This window comes from Nocardiopsis protaetiae (assembly GCF_045446735.1).
In the GTDB taxonomy this organism is placed as follows: Bacteria; Actinomycetota; Actinomycetes; order Streptosporangiales; family Streptosporangiaceae; genus Nocardiopsis; species Nocardiopsis protaetiae.
Window position 1 is genome coordinate 1 of record NZ_JBJJBV010000185.1, and the last position, 13705, is coordinate 13705.

Consider the following 13705-nt stretch of genomic DNA (forward strand, 5'->3'; position numbering starts at 1 on the left):
GGTCCGGCGCCCGTTCCGTGCCGGGGCGCCGGACCGGGTCAGCCCACCCGGCGGGTGGCCAGGGCCAGCAGGGTGTCGGCGTCGGTGCCGGTCGCCGCGGCGACCTCGTCGCCGTCCAGGGCACCGCAGCGCAGCCCCTGGGCGAGCACCGAGGCGAGCGCCTGGGCGGTGGCGGGCTCGTCGGCGACGTTGCCGCCCTCCACCGAGCCCAGGTAGGCGCGCAGCCGGGCCGCGGCCGGGGCGAACGCTTCACGGTAGAACACGAAACCGGCCAGGTGGCGGATGGTCAGCTGGTTGGGGTGCAGGTCCCAGCCCTGGTAGAAGCCGCGTTCCAGGGAGCGGCGGACCAGCCCGGCGTGCAGCCGCCAGGCGGCGTGCACCTCCTCGGGGGTACCGACCGGCAGGATGTTGCTGCCGCCGTCGGAGAGCCACACGCCGGTTCCGGCGGCGGCCACCTGCATGACGGACTTGGCGTGGTCGGCCACCGGGTGGGCCAGGCTCTGGTGGGCGGCGGTGATGCCGCAGGCGGCGCTGTAGTCGTAGGTGCCGTAGTGCAGGGCGGTCACGCGCCCCTGGCCGGCGGCGATCATCCGGGGGATGGCGATGGTGCCGTCGGCGAGCAGGATCGACTGGGGGGTCTCGATCTGGAGCTCGAAGGTGAGCCGCCCCTCGTCCAGGCCGTACCGCCGCTCCAGGCGCCCGGCCAGCCAGGCCATCGCCTCCACCTGCTCGACGGAGGTGATCTTGGGCAGGGTGAGCACCAGGCCCTCGGGCAGGGAGCCGTGCGCCTGGAGCAGGGTGTGCAGGAAGAGGTCGAGGGTGCGCACGCCGCGGTGGCGTCCGGCGGCCTCCATGCCCTTCATCCGGATGCCGAAGTAGGGGGTGGCCACCCCCTTGGCCAGGTCGGCGGCGAACGCCTCGGCGACGGCGCGGGTGTGGGCGTCCTCGGCCTCGTCGCCGGGGGCGCCGTAGCCGTCCTCGAAGTCGGCGCGCAGGTCCTCGACGGGCTCGGTGGCGAGCTTGGCGCGCACGCGGGGCAGGGCGTCGGCGACGGCCCGCTCGTCCAGGCCGGTGACGCGGGCCAGGTCGGCGGGCTCGGGGGCGTACTCGTCGAGCGCGGCCAGCGCCTGCGCGCCCCAGTCGGCGGCCAGGCCCGGGCCGACGCGGTCGGCGGGCACGTACACGCTGTGCACCGGCTGCCGGTCGCCGCGCGCGCCGGGGTACTCCCGGCCCAGGCGGGCGTCGGCGCCGGCGAGCCGGGAGTCGAGTCCGGTGACCAGATCCGCAAGGTCCCGGGGGCTGTCCTTGGCCACGTCCGATGTCCTCCTCCGTCGTCGGCGCGTCTGAGCAAGACACGCACAAATTCCTATATGCGGATACTAACTTCTGCGATCCGGAAGAACAAGGTCTCGGAGTGGCCTGGAACACGGGTCCCGGGAGTTCCCTCGGAAAGCAAGAGCGAAAAACCTCTTTCGTATTGCAAAATAAGGAGGGTGACCGCAGCGGCCCTCAGCATGGGAGCACGATCCTTGGCAGCCTCACAGACATCCGGCGCGGACCTGGCCCGCCCCGACGACACGGTCCGGCGCACCGGAGGCGTGCAGTCCCTCGACCGCGCCTTCGCGCTGCTGGAGATCATGGCCGACGCCGGCGGGGAGGCCTCCCTCAGCCAGCTCGCCGACGCCTCCGGGCTCCCCCTGCCCACCATCCACCGGATCATCCGCACCCTGGTCGGCAACGGGTACGTGCGCCAGCTCCCCTCCCGCCGCTACGCCCTGGGCCCCCGCCTCATCGGCCTGGGCGACAAGGCCGCCAAGATGCTCGGCACCTGGGCCCGCCCCCACCTGGCCCAGCTCGTGGAGGAACTCGGCGAGACCGCCAACCTCGCCATGCTCGACGGCGACAAGGCCATCTACGTCGCCCAGGTGCCCTCCCCGCACGCCATGCGCATGTTCACCGAGGTGGGCCGCCGGGTCCTGCCGCACTCCTCCGGGGTCGGCAAGGCACTGCTCTCCCAGCTCAGCGACGACGAGGCGCTGGCCACCGTCCGGCGCACCGGCATGCCAGCGGCCACCAACCGCACCATCACCGACCCCGAGCGGTTCGTCGCCGAACTCCACACCATCCGCCACAACGGCTACGCCATCGACGACGGCGAACAGGAGATCGGCGTGCGCTGCGTCGCCGTCCCCGTCACCGGCGCCCCCTCCGGGATGGCCGTGTCCATCTCCGGGCCCGAGGCCCGGGTCAGCTGGGACTTCGTCAACCGCGCCGCCCCCATCGTCCAGCAGTGCGCGGCCACCCTGGCCGGGGACCTCAACAACCAGAACTGAGCCTCGCTTGCTTCGGCCCTCCGCTCCGCCCGCCCGTCGCCCACCACCGCCCTCAACGGGCGGCCTACGGCCGACAGCCTTTCCCTTTGCCGTGCTCGGCGCCCTTTGAGGGCGGGAACCTTCGGCTCCTACGTCGAAGTCCTCGTTCCCCGGACGTCTCCTCCGGAGCCTCCAGAACCCCGCCGGCGCCTCGCAGACGACGAACGGGCCCCGGAGCACATCGCTCCGGGGCCCGTCACCGTCCATCCCGCTACGTCGGCTGGTCGAAGCCCAGCTTGCGCAGCTGCTTGGGGTCGCGCTGCCAGTCCTTGGCCACCCGCACCCGCAGGTCCAGGAACACCCGCTGCCCCAGCAGGCCCTCGATCTGCTTGCGGGCCCGCGAGCCCACGTCGCGCAGGCGCGAGCCCTTGCTGCCGATCACGATCGCCTTCTGGCTGGGGCGCTCCACGTACATCGACGCGTAGATGTCCACCAGCTCCTTGCCGGGCCTGGTGTTCTCCCGCTCCCCCATCTCGTCGACCACCACCGCGATCGAGTGCGGCAGCTCGTCGCGCACCCCCTCCAGGGCGGCCTCGCGGATCAGCTCCGCCACCAGCATCTCGTCCGGCTCGTCGGTGAGGTCGCCGTCCGGGTACAGCGGCGGCCCCTCCGGCAGGTGCGAGCACAGGACGTCGGTGACGGTGTCCAGCTGGTAGGAGGCCTGCGCCGACACCGGGACGATGTCCGCCCAGTCCCCCAGCTCGTTCACCGCCATCAGCTGCTCGCCCACCTGCGCCTTGTCGGCCAGGTCGGTCTTGGTGACCAGCGCGACCACCGGGGTGTTCGTCTGCTCGGCCAGCTCCTTGGCGATGTAGGTGTCACCGCGCCCGATCGGCTCGTTCGCGGGCAGGCAGAACGCGATCACGTCCACCTCGACCAGCGTGGACCGCACCAGCGAGTCCAACCGCTCCCCCAGCAGGGTGCGCGGCTTGTGCAGTCCGGGCGTGTCCACGATGATCAGCTGCGCGTCGGGCCGGTGCACGATCCCGCGCACCGTCCGCCGCGTCGTCTGCGGCCGGTTGCTGGTGATCGCCACCTTCTGGCCGACCAGGGCGTTCATCAGCGTGGACTTGCCCACGTTCGGGCGGCCGACGAAGCATGCGAACCCGCTGCGGAAACCCTCCGGGTAGGAGGGCATCGTCAACGGCACCCGCAGCTTCTCCAGGTCGAGGTCGTTCATGTGTCCTTCTTCAGCGGCGGTGGATGCTCGCCGGCACCCCGTCGGGGGCGGCGATCACCACCGTCCTGGTCTTGAGGTCGTCCAGCACGGCGCGATCGGCCCCGTCGAGCTCCGACACCGCGGTGACCACCACCGCGGCCTCCAGTTCGGTCGCCTCACCGGAGACCGCCGCGGCCACCGCCGCCTGGAGTGCGCTGAGCTTCAGCGAGGGCAGCGACACCGTGGTCGCCACGTAGGTGCGGCCGGTCTCGTCGCGCACCGCGGCGCCCTCGGCGGCGGCGTTGCGGGCCCGCGAGGCGCGCGCGAGGGTGACGAGCTTGGTGTCCTCGGCGCCCAGGGTCGTGTCGCTCACTGTTCCGTGCTCCTTGTGTTCTTGTTCCCGCCCCGGTCGCCTTCACCCTGTTCCTCCGGAAGGCGTTCGACCAGGACGGTCGTCATGCGGTTGCGGCGGCTGCTCTTGCCCTCCAGGGTGAGCCGCAGCCCAGCGTATTGCGCCTGGGCCCCGCCCGCCGGGACCCGGCCCAGCACGAACGCCACCAGGCCGCCCACCGTCTCGACGTCGTCGACGTCCAGGTCCTGCTCCGGGAACAGCTCGGCCAGCTCGCCCAGCGGCAGCCGCGCCGTCACCCGCACCCGGTCCTCGTCCAGCCACTGCACCGGGGGGATCTCGTGGTCGTACTCGTCGGTGATCTCACCGACGATCTCCTCCACGATGTCCTCCAGGGTGACCAGACCGGCGGTGCCACCGTACTCGTCGATGGCCACCGCGACGTGGTTGCGCTGCTTCTGCATCTCGCGCAGCAGCTCGTCGATGGGCTTGGTGTCGGGCACGTAGGTGGCCGGGCGCATGACGTCGCCCGCGGTCAGCGGCACCTCGGCGTCCGGGTTGCCCGCGGCGGCCGCCCAGCGGTCGCGGAGCTGATCCACCAGGTCCTTGAGGTAGACGATGCCGACGACGTCGTCCTCGTCCTCCCCGGTGACGGGGATGCGCGAGTACCCGCTGCCCAGGGCCAGGGTGAGCACCGCGTCGGCGTCGGCCTCCCGGGCGGTGAACACGATGTCGGGGCGGGGCACCATGACCTCGCGCACCGACGTGTCGTCGAGTTTGAACACCGAGTGGATCATCTGGCGCTCCTCGGGGTCGATGACCTCCCCCTGCTCGGCCAGGTCCACCAGCTGGCGCAGCTCCACCTCGGTGCTGAACGGCCCCTCCCGGTCGCCCTTGCCGCGCGGGGTCAGCGCCCGCCCGGCGCCCACCAGCAGCTGCGCCAGCGGGCCCACCACGACCTGGACCGGGTACACGATCGCCGCGGAGGCGCGGGCCAGCTGCCCGGAGAACTGGCGGCCCAGGATCCTGGGGGTGACGGCGATGAGCACCGACTCCACCACGACCATCGCGACGGCCGTCGCGATCAGCGCGGGCCAGCCCAGGCCCAGCAGGAACACCATGCCGACCGCGGCGGCGATGACCGCGCACACCTCGCACACCACGCGCAGGAACAGCAGCACGTTCAGGTGGCGGGTGGGGTCGGCGCCCACCTTCTCCCAACCCCGGCCCGAACCCTCGGGCAGGCCCACGGCCGCCACCCGGGTGACGGCGACCTCGGCGGCCACCAGGAACCCGGCCACGGCGGTGAGCACCAGGGCGATGGCGAACGAGGTGATCCACTCGACCGGGTCGCCGGTGGTCAGGGCGGCGACATCGGGCCACACCGACGGTCTCATCAGGCGCTCTCGTCCCCTTCGGCGACCCGCAGGTCCTCACCCTCGCGCCAGGCGGCGAGGATCTCACCCTGGAGGCCGAACATCTCCTTGTGCTCGTCCGGCTCGGCGTGGTCGTAGCCGAGCAGGTGCAGGATGCCGTGCGTGCACAGCAGGTCGATCTCCGCCTCGGTGCTGTGCCCGGCCTTCTCGGCCTGGCGCTCGGCCACCTGCGGGCAGATGATCACATCACCCAGGACGCCGGGCTCGCTGGTGCGGCCGGGGCCGCCGGGGCGCAGCTCGTCCATGGGGAACGACAGCACGTCCGTGGGTCCGGGCTCGTCCATCCACCGCACGTGCAGGTCCGTCATCGGGCCCTCGTCGACCAGGACCACGGACAGCTCGGCCAGCGGGTGCACCCGCATGGCGTCCAGGACGAACCGGGCCAGCCGGGAGAGCCGCTCCTCGTCCACACTGGTGACGCCGGACTCGTTGGCGACGTCGATACTCATCTGTTGCGGATGCCTCACTCGATCGGTTGCGGTCGGGCGCCGCCGGGCGGGCACCCCTCGGGCAGCGGAAGCGGTGGGCCCGCACACGGCGCGCCCACCGGCTCCACTGCCATACCCCTTAGTCTGCCCGCTGTCGCGGGTGACCGCTGCCGCTCGCGTCCTCGCCCGGGGTGTCGGCCGACTCCCGGCGGGGCGACAGGCCCCGCCCCCGGCCGCCGCGCCGATCCCCCGGCCCGCCCCCGGCACCGTTCTGCCGGTCGGCGTCGTAGCGCCCGTAGGCGTCGACGATCTGCCCGACCAGCTTGTGCCGCACCACGTCCTCGCTGCTCAGCTTGCAGAACGCGATGTCGTCGATATCACGCAGGATCGACTCGATGGTCCGCAGCCCGCTGGCCTGCCCGTTGGGCAGGTCCACCTGCGTGACGTCACCGGTCACCACGATCTTGGACCCGAACCCCAACCGCGTCAGGAACATCTTCATCTGCTCGGGCGAGGTGTTCTGCGCCTCGTCCAGGATGATGAAGGAGTCGTTGAGCGTGTTGTGCGTGAGCAGGAAGTCGTCGGTGACGTAGAGGGAGTCCTCGGCCGCCACCTGGATGCAGACGCACTCGGCGGTGCCCGCCGGTTCGATGGCGTCGACGAACCGCATGGGGCGGCCGCCGCCGGTGGTGTCGTACCGCTCCCGCTTGCGCGCCAGCCGGAACGGGGCGATGCCCTCGGGCAGCCGCAGGTCCAGGATGTGCGCGTCGTGCCGGTGGAAGACCTCCCGGCCGCGGGCCAGGCCGGGTGTCCGGCCCTCGGCGGGACGGACCCGGCTGTACACGACGCCGCCGAGCGAGCGCACCAGGAACCGCACCGCGTCGGCCAGACGCGGCGAGGCGGTGGTGTACTGGACCCGGCAGGTGCGGCCCTTCTGCACGACCGGCCCGCCGTCGGAGTCCAGCAGGCCCTGGAGCAGCGCGAGCCGGACCTCGGCGGTGTTGTACAGGTAGTCGTCAGGGACGAACTTGGTCCCCGAGTCGGACCCGCACAGCCCCAGCTCGCGCATGATCGCCGTCACCGGGTTGGCGATAGTGATCACGTCGCCCGGAGCGCTCTCCCGGTTGAGGATGTAGTCCACCCCGGACTTGTGGCGCACCCGGATACCGGGCAGCGCCGCGTCCAGGGCCTCGGCCAGCTCGGGGTCGCGGGTGGCGAAACTCGGCGTGGTCGTGCCGGTCAGGCAGCCGTCGCCGAGCAGCAGCCCCAGGGCGTAGGCGTCCATGGGGACCTCACGCTCGGGGAACTCCACCGGCCGGCTGAGCAGCGGCAGCTCGTACTTGCGGTAGTGGGAGCTGCGCAGGCCGCTCTCGGCGATCTCCTTGGCGGTGAGCACCCGGGGCGGTCTGCCCCGGCGGGCGTCGTCCCTGGTGCGCACGGTCCACAGGTGGTCCTCCGAGCACAGGGTGGCGGACCCGTCCTGGGCGGAGAAGCGGTAGATCGCCTTCTCCCCCTGCGGGTACACCCCCAGCACCGGGGTGGGCCTGCCGTCGGAGCCGACGACAAGGTCGCCGACCTCCAGCTCACCGATCGGCCGGTAGCCGTCCGGGGTGAGCACGGGCGTGTCCACGGGCTGCGCCCTGCCGCGCATGTACGCCAGGGGGGCGACCTCGATGGTGCCGGCGGCCATCAGCTTGGGGATGGAGTCCGGGTCGAGCATGTCGTGGAGGGCGTCGTAGAGCGGCCGCAGGTAGGGGTCGATCTTGTCGTAGAGGGTGCCGGGCAGGAAGCCCAGGCGTTCGCCGGCCTCGACCGCGGGGCGGGTGAGGATGATCCGGTTGACCTCTTTGTCCTGGAGCGCCTTGACCGCCTTGGCCATGGCCAGGTACGTCTTGCCGGTACCCGCCGGGCCGATGCCGAAGACGACGGTGTGCCGGTCGATGGTGTCGACGTAGCGCTTCTGGTTGACCGTCTTGGGCCGGATGGTCTTGCCGCGGTTGGACAGGATGTTGGTGGTGAGGACGTCCGCCGGGCGCTCGGCCCCCGGTGAGCGCAGCATGTGGACCATGCGCCCGATGGTGTCCGGGGTGACGTGGGTGCCGCTCTTGGCCAGCTCGATGAGCTCTTCGATCAGGCGGACGACGACGGCGGTCTCCTCCGGGGAGCCGCTGATGGTGAACTCGTTGCCGCGGACGTGGATGTCGCTGTCGAAGGACCGCTCCAGGGCCCGGAGGAGTTCGTCCCCCGAGCCGAGCAGGCTGATCATCGTGTGCTCGTCGGGCACCACGACCCTGACCTGGGCGTCCCGTCGCGGAGTGTGCGTTGTCTCGGCCATGGTGTGGCCTTGCGGCCGCTGTCCCTGCCCTTCGGGGTCGGGCGTCCCGTCGGCGGGTGGGGCGCCTCATGTGACGGTCCGGGCCGCTTTCGCCGCGGCGCCGGTGGGGCCCCGGGCCGGGGGTCGAACAACCCCTTCAGCCTCTCCAGGCCCACGGCCACGATTCTAGCAAGGCACCCCGCACCCGCTCGATGGGTTATTTCCGGCTCATCCGGGGGGCCAGTTGAGGCCGCGCCCGCCCAGGAGGTGGCCATGGAGGTGGAAGACGGTCTGCCCCGCGCCGCTGCCGGTGTTGAACACCAGCCGGTAGCCGCTCTCGGCGACCCCCTCCTCCTCGGCGACCGCGCGGGCCTCGCGGACCACCGCGTCCAGCAGCCCGGTGTCGGCCTCGGCCGCGGCCCCGGCGTCGGCGTAGTGCTCGCGCGGGATGACCAGGACGTGGGTGGGCGCCTGGGGGTTGATGTCGCGGAACGCGATGGTCCGCTCCCCCTCGCGGACGATCTCGGCGGGCACCTCCCCCCGCACGATCTTGCAGAACAGGCAGTCGGCCTGTGTGGTCATCGGCAACCTCCGTCGCATCGGGTCGGCACCATGATGCCGCAGGCCGGGCCCGGCGTCCGCACTCGTCCCATCCGCCCCGAAAGGCATGGTTCACCTTCGGCGCCCCCGGAAGCGCGATAAGCTTTGCTCCCGTGCGCGTCGGCGGATCGAACGCCCTCCACCCTCGGCCGAGTCCGGGCGTGTTCGGATGGAATCGCGCTCCTACCTGGAAAAGAAGAGGTATGCCCTTTCGTAAACCCCGCGACAAGGGTGTGCGTCGAACTGATGTGACGACAGAAACCATGGTGGCCGGAGCCACCACGGCGCCGCTCGCCGTGGAGTGGGACGCGGACCATGCCGTGACGGAGCTCTACCGCGAGCACTACCGTCCGCTCGTCCGTCTCGCCGCTCTCCTGGTCCGGGACCACGCAACGGCCGAAGAGGTCGTGCAGGACTCCTTCGTGGCCATGCACGGCGCGTGGCGGCGACTGCGCGACCCCAACAAGGCCCTGTCCTACCTCCGCCAGGCGGTGGTGAACAAGGCCCGGTCCGTGCTGCGTCACCGAGCGGTCGTGGAGAAGCACGCCCCCAAGGCCCTGCCCGACGCACCCAGCGCCGAACACGGCGCGTTGAACCTGTTGGAACGCGAGGCCGTGATCCGTGCCTTGCGCAAACTTCCCACCCGTCAGCGAGAGGCCATCGTGCTCCGGTACTACGGCGACCTGTCCGAGGCGCAGATCGCGGACGCCATGGGGATCAGCCGGGGTGCGGTGAAGAGCCACACATCCCGTGGCATCTCGGCGCTCCGCTCGGTTCTGGAGCAGACGACATGAGCAGCCCCACAGATCCCGCGAACGACGACTTCGAGGCCAGACTCCGGCAGGTGCTCCAGGCCGAGGCCGACACCGTCGCGCACTCGCCCGAGGCCCTGAACCTCATCCGCGAGCGGACCGCCGCCCACCGCGGCGTCGCCTGGTTCGGTCTGCCGTGGCTGCGCCCGGCGCTGGCCGTGGCCGGTGCGGTGCTCATCGCCGCGTCGGTGGCCATGTCCACCCCGCAGGTGCGCGAGCAGGTGCTGGAGATGGTGCCCGCGGGCGCCGACCGGCAGGGCACCCCGCCCGCCCAGGAGGACGGCGGCGTGGCCGCGCCAACTCTGGAGGAGGAGGCGCCCGAGCCGGAGCCGCAGACCTCCGCGCCCGAGCCCTCGGCCGAGCCTTCGACCGAGCCGAGCGAGCCCGCCGAGGAGGAGGGCGGCGACGGTCCCACCGCGACCTCGACCTGCCCGTCGGGTTCCTCGTCCGCCTCTTCTTCCGGTGACAAGAAGGACGACACCAAGAAGAACGAGGACTGCAAGCCCTCCGAGGACCCCACCCCCGGTGGGGGCACCGAGGAGCCGGGCGGCGGCACCGGCGGTGGCGGCGGCGGTACCGAGGACCCCGGCAGCGGTACCGGTGGCGGTGGCGGCGGTGACACCGGCGGTGGCGACTCCGGTACCGGCGGCGGTTCGACCGGTGGCGACGGCACCGACCAGCAGAGCTCCACGGGCGGTTCCACCAGCGCGGAGTAGCCCGCGGGACATCACGACGACGAGAAGAGGGGCGCCCGGTCGGGCGCCCCTCTTCTTTGTTCCTTCTTGCCCGGTGCGGCTACCAGCGCCCGGTGCGGGCCTGGAGCACCGCCAGCGCCGCCACCCCCGCCGTGGAGGTGCGCAGCACGCTGGGCCCCAGCAGGGCGCGCACGGCGCCCGCCGCGTCGAAGGCGTCCAGCTCCGCGTCGGAGAACCCGCCCTCGGGCCCCACCACCAGGACCACGCCCGCCCCGTCGCCGTCGGCCGGGACCTTCACCTCCGACAGCCGCACGGAGGCGTCCTCGTGCAGGACCACCCCCAGGTCGGCGGCGGCCAGCAGCTCGGCGACGGCGGTCCGGTCGGCGGGTTCGGCCACCTCCGGCAGCCGGGCCCGGCGGGCCTGCTTGGCGGCCTCCCGGGCGGTGGCCCGCCACTTGGCCAGGGACTTGGCCGTCCGGTCGCCCTTCCAGCGGGTGATGCTGCGCTCGGCCGCCCAGGGGACGATCGCGTCGACCCCGGCCTCGGTCATCATCTCCACGGCGGTCTCGCCGCGGTCGCCCTTGGCCAGGGCCTGCACCACGGTCAGCCGCGGGCGCGGGGCGGGCTCCCGCGTCCGCTCCACCACCCGGCAGACGATGTGATCCCTGCCGGTGTCGACGACCGTGCAGCGCAGCCGCAGCCCCCGCCCGTCGGACAGGTCGACGGCCTCACCGGCCCGGATGCGGCGCACCGCGGCGGCGTGGTGCCCCTCCGGACCGGTGAGGGTGACGGTGTCGGCCGCCAGGTCGGCGGTGTCGGCGAGGAAGACCGGCGGCGTCACTTGGCGCCGAAGGCGTCGCGGAGCTTGGCGAACAGTCCGCCGTGGCCGGGGCTGAACCGGCCCGGGGCGCGGTCCTCCCCGCGCAGTTCGGCGAGCTTGCGCAGCAGCGCCTCCTGCTCCTCGTCGAGCTTGCCCGGGGTCTCCACGTCGACGCGGATGCGCAGGTCGCCCCGGCCGCCGCCGTCGAGGTGGGTGACGCCCTTGTTCGGCAGGGTGATGACGTGGCCGGAGTTGGTGCCCGGGCGCAGGTCGATGTTCTCGGTGCCGTCGAGGGTCTCGAACGCGAAGGAGGCGCCCAGCGCGGCCGCCGTCATGGGGACGGTGACCGTGCAGTGCAGGTCGTCGCCGCGCCGCTCGAACGTGGGGTGCGGGCGCTGGACGATCTCCAGGATGATGTCGCCGCGCGGGCCGCCGTTGGGGCCGACCTCGCCCTCGCCGGCGAGCTGGATGCGGGTGCCGTCGTCGACGCCCGCGGGGATCTTGACGCTGCGGGTGACCTTCTCGCGCACCCGGCCCTCGCCCGCGCAGTCGGGGCAGGGGTCGGGGATGACCGAGCCCTGGCCGCCGCACTGGGGGCAGGGGCGGGAGGTCATGACCTGCCCGAGGAAGGAGCGGGTGACCTGGGAGACCTCGCCCTGCCCGTGGCACATCTCACAGGTGGTGCGGTGGGTGCCCGCGGCCGTCCCCTCACCCTGGCAGGTGGCGCACAGGATGGCGGTGGGGAAGGTGATGTCCTTGGTGACGCCGAACGCGGTCTCGGCCAGGTCCAGCTCGACGCGGATCTTGATGCTGCGCCCGCGCCGGACCCGGTCGCGCGGGCCGCGCCCGCCCGCCTGGCCGCCGCCGAAGAAGGCGTTCATGATGTCGTCGAACGGGAACCCGGCGGCGCCGCCGCCGAAGCCGCCCGCACCGCCGCCGCCCGGGGCGAAGGGGTCCTGGCCCATGTCGAACATCCGGCGCTTGTTCTCGTCGGAGAGGACCTCGTAGGCCTGGGTCACCTCCTTGAAGCGCTCCTGGGTGGCGGGGTCCGGATTGATGTCCGGGTGCAGCTCGCGCGCGAGCCTGCGGTACGCCTTCTTGATCTCGTCCTTGGAAGCGTCACGACGCACACCGAGGACCTGGTAATAGTCTCTGGCCACTGAGTTACTGTCCTGCCAAAATCTGTCCGACATACCGAGCAACGGCGCGTACCGCCCCCATCGTCCCGGGGTAGTCCATCCGGGTGGGTCCCACGACACCGATCTTGGCGAGCGACTGGTTTCCCACACCGTAGTCGGCCGACACGACCGAGGTGGACCGCAGCCCCTCGTGGAAGTTCTCCGCGCCGATGCGCACCGTGAGCATCGACGGGTCCTTCGCCTCACCCAGCAAACGGATGAGGACCATGTTCTCTTCCAGCGCCTCCAGGACGTCCCTCAGGCTGGCGGCGAAGTCGACGGCCGCGAGGTTGGCCGTGCCGGCGAGGACGATCTTCTCCTCGTGGCGCTCGACCAGGCTCTCCAGCAGCACGGACAGGACCGAGGCCGCCATGGCGCGGTTCTCCTCGGGGACCTGCTGGGGCAGGTCCTCGACCGCGCCGGGGACCTCCGCGAGGGGGCGCCCGGCGGTGGCCCGGATGAGCATGCCGCGCAGGTCGGCGACCGCGTCGGCGTCGATCTCGCCCAGGCCGTCGATGACGCGCTGTTCGACCCGGCCGGTGTCGGTGATGACCACCAGCATGAGCCGCTGGCCGGCGAGGGGGACCAGTTCGACGTGCTGGACCGAGGAGCGGGTCAGCGACGGGTACTGGACGATCGCCACCTGGCGGGTGAGCTGTGCGAGCAGCCGGACCGTGCGGGCGACGATCTCGTCGAGGTCGACGGCGCCGCTGAGGAACGACTCGATGGCGCGCCGCTCGGCGGCCGAGAGGGGCTTGACCGAGGACAGGCGGTCGACGAAGAGCCGGTACCCCTTGTCCGTGGGCACGCGCCCGGCGCTGGTGTGGGGCTGGGTGATGTACCCGTCCTCTTCCAGCGCGACCATGTCGTTGCGGATGGTGGCCGGGGACACCCCGAGGCGGTGGCGCTCGGCCAGTGCCCGGGACCCGACGGGTTCGTTGGTGTTGACGAAGTCCTCGACGACGGCACGCAGGACCGCGAGCTTGCGCTCATCCAGCAACTCGCCACCTCCTGGCACTCCATGGACCTCAGTGCTAATTCTATGCCCGGGCGCAAACCCCGGCCGCTCCCCGGGCGGGTCGGCACCGGGCGGGTCGGCGCGGGGCGGCGCCCTCCCGGGGTCCCCGGCGGGCGGATGCGTCGTCTGTAGACTGCACCACCGTGGCTACCAAGGGAACCGGCCGGTACGGCCGTGATGTGCTGGCCCAGGCGCGCAACCGCCCCAAGAAGGAGGTACCCGAGGTCCCGCTCAGCCGTGACCTCGTGGTGGAGGACGCCGGGGAGGCGTTCTGCGGCGCGGTGGTCGGCTGGGACAAGGCGACCGTGACCCTGGAGGACCGGCACGGGCGGCGCCGGGTGTTCGGACTGGAGCCGGCGGCCTTCCTGGTGGACGGCGAGCCGGTGACCCTGGTGCGGCCGGCCGCCGCGCCGCGCGGCCCGCTGCGCAGCGCCTCGGGTTCGGTCGCGGTGCGGGGGCTGAAGGCGCGCACGGCCCGGAAGGGCCGGATCTACGTCGAGGGCGCCCACGACGCCGAGCTCGTC

Annotated in this window: 13 protein-coding genes and 3 pseudogenes; 4 read left to right on the plus strand and 12 right to left on the minus strand. The window is 72.3% G+C overall.

Annotated features, from left to right (window positions below):
- Positions 1-38 precede the first annotated feature (38 nt).
- Positions 39-1313, minus strand: coding sequence for a DUF6986 family protein (locus tag ACJOT3_RS24215; protein ID WP_406975400.1), 1275 nt, complete (start codon positions 1311-1313; stop codon positions 39-41).
- Positions 1314-1598: 285 nt separating this feature from the next.
- On the opposite strand from ACJOT3_RS24215, the gene ACJOT3_RS24220 reads away from it, so the two are divergent.
- A complete protein-coding gene (locus tag ACJOT3_RS24220; protein WP_406975411.1) occupies positions 1599-2333 on the plus strand; it encodes an IclR family transcriptional regulator in 735 nt (244 codons plus the stop codon).
- Between the two features lie 250 nt (positions 2334-2583).
- Here the strand turns inward: ACJOT3_RS24220 and era are convergent, their stop codons facing one another.
- The 8 genes and pseudogenes from era to ACJOT3_RS24260 form a co-directional block, all read right to left on the minus strand.
- Positions 2584-3552, minus strand: a complete 969-nt coding sequence (gene era, locus ACJOT3_RS24225; RefSeq protein ID WP_406975401.1) for a GTPase Era — start codon at positions 3550-3552, stop codon at positions 2584-2586.
- Positions 3553-3562: 10 nt separating this feature from the next.
- On the minus strand, positions 3563-3904 hold the full coding sequence (locus tag ACJOT3_RS24230; RefSeq protein ID WP_406975402.1) for a cytidine deaminase-like protein: 342 nt from the start codon (positions 3902-3904) through the stop codon (positions 3563-3565).
- Entirely contained in the window at positions 3901-5277 is a 1377-nt protein-coding gene (locus tag ACJOT3_RS24235; protein ID WP_406975403.1) for a hemolysin family protein, read from the minus strand. The genes ACJOT3_RS24230 and ACJOT3_RS24235 overlap by 4 nt, the downstream gene beginning before the upstream one ends.
- Positions 5277-5765: an rRNA maturation RNase YbeY gene (ybeY, locus tag ACJOT3_RS24240; protein WP_406975404.1), complete on the minus strand. Its 489-nt coding sequence runs from the start codon at positions 5763-5765 to the stop codon at positions 5277-5279. The genes ACJOT3_RS24235 and ybeY overlap by 1 nt, the downstream gene beginning before the upstream one ends.
- Positions 5766-5883: 118 nt before the next feature.
- Positions 5884-6303 (minus strand): annotated as a pseudogene (locus ACJOT3_RS24245) (PhoH family protein); the annotation flags it as partial.
- A gap of 279 nt (positions 6304-6582) precedes the next feature.
- Positions 6583-7395: pseudogene (locus ACJOT3_RS24250) on the minus strand (LAGLIDADG family homing endonuclease); the annotation flags it as partial.
- Positions 7384-8079: pseudogene (locus tag ACJOT3_RS24255) on the minus strand (PhoH family protein); the annotation flags it as partial. The pseudogenes ACJOT3_RS24255 and ACJOT3_RS24250, both read right to left, overlap by 12 nt.
- 207 nt (positions 8080-8286) lie before the next feature.
- On the minus strand, positions 8287-8640 hold the full coding sequence (locus ACJOT3_RS24260; RefSeq protein WP_406975405.1) for a histidine triad nucleotide-binding protein: 354 nt from the start codon (positions 8638-8640) through the stop codon (positions 8287-8289).
- 281 nt (positions 8641-8921) lie between these two features.
- Between ACJOT3_RS24260 and ACJOT3_RS24265 the strand changes: the two genes are divergently transcribed.
- Together ACJOT3_RS24265 and ACJOT3_RS24270 are read left to right on the plus strand one after the other, a co-directional pair.
- Entirely contained in the window at positions 8922-9452 is a 531-nt protein-coding gene (locus ACJOT3_RS24265) for a SigE family RNA polymerase sigma factor (RefSeq protein WP_220565283.1), read from the plus strand.
- Entirely contained in the window at positions 9449-10186 is a 738-nt protein-coding gene (locus ACJOT3_RS24270) for a hypothetical protein (protein WP_406975406.1), read from the plus strand. The genes ACJOT3_RS24265 and ACJOT3_RS24270 overlap by 4 nt, the downstream gene beginning before the upstream one ends.
- A 79-nt stretch (positions 10187-10265) precedes the next feature.
- On the opposite strand, the gene ACJOT3_RS24275 is transcribed toward ACJOT3_RS24270, so the two are convergent.
- From ACJOT3_RS24275 to hrcA, 3 genes are read right to left on the minus strand one after another with little or no spacing between them, the layout of a single operon-like run.
- The gene (locus tag ACJOT3_RS24275) at positions 10266-11006 is read right to left on the minus strand and encodes a 16S rRNA (uracil(1498)-N(3))-methyltransferase (protein WP_406975407.1); all 741 of its coding nucleotides are present in this window, start codon (positions 11004-11006) and stop codon (positions 10266-10268) included.
- A complete protein-coding gene (dnaJ, locus tag ACJOT3_RS24280; protein WP_406975408.1) occupies positions 11003-12145 on the minus strand; it encodes a molecular chaperone DnaJ in 1143 nt (380 codons plus the stop codon). Before dnaJ ends, ACJOT3_RS24275 begins: the two co-directional genes overlap by 4 nt.
- Positions 12146-12149: 4 nt before the next feature.
- Entirely contained in the window at positions 12150-13163 is a 1014-nt protein-coding gene (gene hrcA, locus ACJOT3_RS24285) for a heat-inducible transcriptional repressor HrcA (protein ID WP_406975409.1), read from the minus strand.
- A 161-nt stretch (positions 13164-13324) separates the two neighbouring features.
- On the opposite strand from hrcA, the gene ACJOT3_RS24290 reads away from it, so the two are divergent.
- Positions 13325-13705 (plus strand): DUF3097 family protein (locus tag ACJOT3_RS24290; RefSeq protein ID WP_406975410.1); only part of this gene is annotated, 381 nt, incomplete at its 3' end.

What these genes read in the sequence shown, in the direction of transcription:
- era (WP_406975401.1), bottom strand. Translation starts at nt 3,552, where the DNA reads ATGAACGACCTCGACCTGGAGAAGCTGCGGGTGCCGTTGACGATGCCC.
- ybeY (WP_406975404.1), bottom strand. Translation starts at nt 5,765, where the DNA reads ATGAGTATCGACGTCGCCAACGAGTCCGGCGTCACCAGTGTGGACGAG.
- ACJOT3_RS24270 (WP_406975406.1), top strand. Translation starts at nt 9,449, where the DNA reads ATGAGCAGCCCCACAGATCCCGCGAACGACGACTTCGAGGCCAGACTC.
- ACJOT3_RS24235 (WP_406975403.1), bottom strand. Translation starts at nt 5,277, where the DNA reads ATGAGACCGTCGGTGTGGCCCGATGTCGCCGCCCTGACCACCGGCGAC.
- ACJOT3_RS24260 (WP_406975405.1), bottom strand. Translation starts at nt 8,640, where the DNA reads ATGACCACACAGGCCGACTGCCTGTTCTGCAAGATCGTGCGGGGGGAG.
- ACJOT3_RS24265 (WP_220565283.1), top strand. Translation starts at nt 8,922, where the DNA reads ATGGTGGCCGGAGCCACCACGGCGCCGCTCGCCGTGGAGTGGGACGCG.